Below are 3,905 nucleotides of genomic sequence, written 5' to 3' on the forward strand. Positions count from 1 at the left end.
CCCCGGTGCCGGGCGGCGGGGGCGGCCCCCGGGGGGCGGGCCCCCCCTCCGCCAATGCGCCCCCCCCCCCCCCCCTTGTTTGCGGGGGGGCGCCCGGTTCGCGTTGCCGGGCAGGCGAATTCAGCCCGCCGAGCGGGCCTCCCGCAGACCGGGCAGCCAGTCGTAGGCCAGGCCCATGAACGGAACCTCGGCGTCGAGCTGGGCCAGGATGCCCACCGAGCCGCCGAGGACCCGGAAGATCATCACGTATTCGGCCGGAAGTTGCAGCGAGCGCGCGGTTTTCATCTCCTGGCTGGAGAAGTCGGTGGCCTTGCCCGCCACCCGCTGCATCCAGCGGCGGGTGAAGTGGAACGACTCGGTGCGAATCGGGTCGGAGAACGGCCGCAGGTAGTCGGCGATCTCCTTGTGGGTGACCGTGCGGCCGGGCAGCACCCAGCCGTTGTCGTACATCAGCTCGGTGAGCTCGTCGTACTTCTCGTCCACCGCGAGCCCGAGCATCCGCCCGAGAATCGCCGGGAAGCCCCCGGGCAGCGGCGCGCACGCGCCGAAGTCGATGACCGCCAGCCTGCCGTCCGGCAGCATCATGAAATTGCCCGGGTGCGGGTCGGCGTGCAGCAGGCCGACCGCCTCCGGGGCGGAGAAGTGGAAGCGGCCCATCAACAGCGCCACCCGGTCGCGCAGCTCCTTGGTGCCCTCCGGGTCCGCCGCGCCCGCCTTGATGATCGCCGAAACCGGTGTGCCGTCGAGCCATTCGCTGACGATCACCTTGGGCGCGCCCGCCACCACCTTCGGGATGACGACATCGGGGTGGCCCTGATAGGCCTTGGCGAAGGCGCGTTGGTTGGCGGCCTCGTTGCGGTAGTCGAGTTCTTCCTCGGTGCGCTGGGTGATCTCGGCCAGCATCGGCTTGACGTCGAGACCGGGGATCACCGAGGCGAACATCCCGGACATTCGGTTCAGTGTCTTGAGGTCGGCCCGCAGCGCCTCGTCCGCGCCGGGGTACTGGACCTTGACCGCCACCGTGCGGCCGTCCGACCACACCGCCTTGTGCACCTGGCCGATGCTGGCCGAGGCCGCGGGCGTGTCCTCGAAGGACTGGAACCGCTGCCGCCACTGCGTGCCGAGCTGCTGATCCAGCACCCGGTGCACGGTGGCGGTCGGCATCGGCGGCGCGGCGGCCTGCAACTTGGTCAGCGCGTCGCGGTAGTGCTCGCCGAACTCCTCCGGCACCGCCGCTTCCAGCACGCTCAGCGCCTGCCCGAACTTCATCGCGCCGCCCTTGAGCTCGCCGAGCACGGTGAACAGCTGCTCGGCGGCCTTCTGGTTCAGTTGGGCGTTGATCTCGGACTTGTCGCCACCGGCCAGTTTCCTGGTGAAGCCGACGGCGGCGCGGCCCGCGATGCCGAGCGGAATCTTGGCTAACTTAGCGTTGCGGGACGAGCTACGGCGCACGATCTCTGACACACCCCCATCATGGCCGATCGAACGGTGGGCGTGCCACGGGATCGAACTATTGCCCCTCGGAACGAACTGTACGGTTCGTCACGTTTCGCGATTTCGCGGCGGATTCGCGGCGGATGTGTCAGGCCGGGGCGGCGCGCAGCCGCCTGCATCCGCAGCGCGGATGCGGCTCCCACCGGCGGTGCTGGAGCTGGTGGGAGTCCAGGTCCAGCTCCAGAGTCGTGTTCAGGGTGGCCGGGCAGCGGTGGGTCGAGCACTCCAGGATGGCCTCCAGCTCGGTCAGCGCCAGCGCGGCCGTGGCGGCGCCGGCCGCCGGCGCAGCGTGACCAACGCGGTCGAGCAGCTAGGCGGCCAGGTGCGGCCAGTCGGCGTCGTAATCGGCCTTGATGAGATCGGCGCAGCGCAGGCAGCTCGTCTCGCCTGGCAGTACGAAGGGGCCGATCACGCCCTTGCCGTCGCGCAAACGCACCTGCAGGTGCGGGACCCGGTTGACCACCAGATCGGCGACGAGCCGCGGATCGACCACCACGGTGTCGGTGAGCACCACCAGGTCGACCCGCTCGCGCGGCCTGGGCGACTCGGGGCGATAGGTGTGCGAACGCCTCGGCCGCACGCCGAGACCGCGCAGGCCCGAGGCGACCGCGTCGGACAGCGGGCCAGCGCCGTGCACCCGCACCGCGGTGATCCGGTAGCTCGGTTCGCGCGGCGGTTGCAGCAGACCTGCCGCGTCGATCTCGTCGAGCAGTTGCTCGGCCTGCTCGGGGGCGAGGCCGTGTTCACTTGCGCGCGCGCAGATCTCGGCACGGCCGTGCCTGCCGTCGAGCAGACGCAGAAAGCCGAGCACCGCCGAGGTGTCGATGCCCGGCGGGTCGAGCAACATGGCGCGCTCGGGGTCCCAGCCGAGCTGGACCACCCCGGAGGGGCGCACCAGCACGGTCACCCGTGGATTGAGCAGCGGGCCCGCCAGACGTGCGGTCGATGTCGTCATGCCGGACAGTATGCGCACGGCCCAGCCGGCGCCGCCCCCCGAAAAGCGCGGTTGTCCACAGCTTTTCGGGTTGTGCACAGGACAATCGGTCAGGACTTGCCGGTGTCCTCGTCGTCGCCGCCCCGGTCGCCGTCGTGCTCGCCGGTGTCGCCGCTCCCGTCCCGGTCCTGCCCGGTGCGCGCCTCCCGCTCGGCGCGCTCGCGGGCCTCGGTCTCGGCCAACTGCGCCAGCGGATCGTCGAAGGCCGCCGCCCCGCCGCCGATCACCGAGTCGATGAAACCCGCGGGGGCGTCGAGGTCGTCGGAATGGGGGAGCAGATCGGGGTGCGCCCAGATGCCGTCGCGCTTCTCCATACCCGCGTCGACGGTGAGCCTGCGCCACAGCTCGGCCGCCTCACGCAGCTTGCGCGGCCGCAGTTCCAGGCCGACCAGGGTGGCGAAGGTCTGCTCGGCGGGACCACCGGTGGCGCGGCGGCGGCGCAGCGTCTCGGCCAGCGCCCCCGCGCCGGGCAACCGGTCGCCGATCGCCTCGCCCACCACGACCTGTACCCAGCCCTCGATCAGGGCGAGCAGGGTCTCCAGCCGTTCCAGCGCGGCCTTCTGCTCGGGGGTGGTCTGCGGCTCGAACGTGCCCGCCGCCAGCAGCTCCTCGAGCTTGGACGGATCGGTCAGCGACATCGGGTCGATGTTCTGGGCGGCCTCTTCGAGTGCGGAGAAGTCCATGGTGATGCCGCGCGCGTAGTCCTCGACCGCGCCGAGCACCTGCTGGCGCAGCCACGGCACGTGCGCGAACAGCCGCTGGTGGGCGGCCTCGCGGGCGGCGAGGAAGACCAGGATCTCGCTTTCGGACTGCTCGAGGCCCTTGCTGAACTCCGAGATCGCCGCGGGCAGCAGCGCCGCGGTGCCCGCCGGGCCGAGTGGCAGGCCGATGTCGGTGGAGGTCAGCACCTCCTTGCCGAGCTGGCCTAGGGCCTGGCCGAGCTGCGAGCCGAACGCCAGCCCACCCATCTGCCCGAGCATGCCCATCATCGGACCCGCCAGCTCCCGCGCCTCCGGCGGCAGCTGCGAGGTCCACATGCCGGAGACCTGCTGGGCGACCGGATCACACAGCCGCTGCCAGGTGGGCAGGGTCTGCTCGATCCAGTCCACCGGCGTCCAGGCCACCGTCCTGGTCGCGCCGGCGGGCAGGACGGTGGCGCCGTCGAGCCACAGCTCGGCCAGGTGCGCGGCATCGGTCACGGCCTTGGCCGCGCCCTGGGAGACCGGGCCGACGTCCTTGCCCAGCTGCTGGCGCGCCAGCCGCTTGGCCACGTCGTAGTTCACCGGGCCGGACTGCCCGCCGCCGGGGGCGGCCATGCCCGCACCCATGCCGGAGAGCATCTGGCCGAGCGAGGTGAGCATCTGGCCCAGCTGGGCGGGGTCGAAACCCGCTGCCCCCGGCCCGCCGACGGCGAATC

The 3,905-nt window shown here is 71.7% G+C and carries 3 protein-coding genes; all 3 read right to left on the minus strand.

Features of this window, described 5'->3' with window-relative positions; all coding sequences use genetic code 11:
- Positions 1 to 120: 120 nt before the first annotated feature.
- Positions 121 to 1,464: an ABC1 kinase family protein gene (locus QH283_RS05270; protein WP_432420663.1), complete on the minus strand. Its 1,344-nt coding sequence runs from the start codon at positions 1,462 to 1,464 to the stop codon at positions 121 to 123.
- A gap of 340 nt (positions 1,465 to 1,804) precedes the next feature.
- Entirely contained in the window at positions 1,805 to 2,449 is a 645-nt protein-coding gene (locus tag QH283_RS05275) for a hypothetical protein (RefSeq protein ID WP_348538258.1), read from the minus strand.
- An 89-nt stretch (positions 2,450 to 2,538) separates the two neighbouring features.
- On the minus strand, positions 2,539 to 3,905 hold a 1,367-nt coding region (locus QH283_RS05280), incomplete at its 5' end, for a zinc-dependent metalloprotease (RefSeq protein WP_280501886.1).

It is taken from the genome of Nocardia farcinica, assembly GCF_029867845.1.
Taxonomy (GTDB): Bacteria; Actinomycetota; Actinomycetes; order Mycobacteriales; family Mycobacteriaceae; genus Nocardia; species Nocardia farcinica_A.

What these genes read in the sequence shown, in the direction of transcription:
- QH283_RS05275 (WP_348538258.1), bottom strand. Translation starts at nt 2,449, where the DNA reads ATGACGACATCGACCGCACGTCTGGCGGGCCCGCTGCTCAATCCACGG.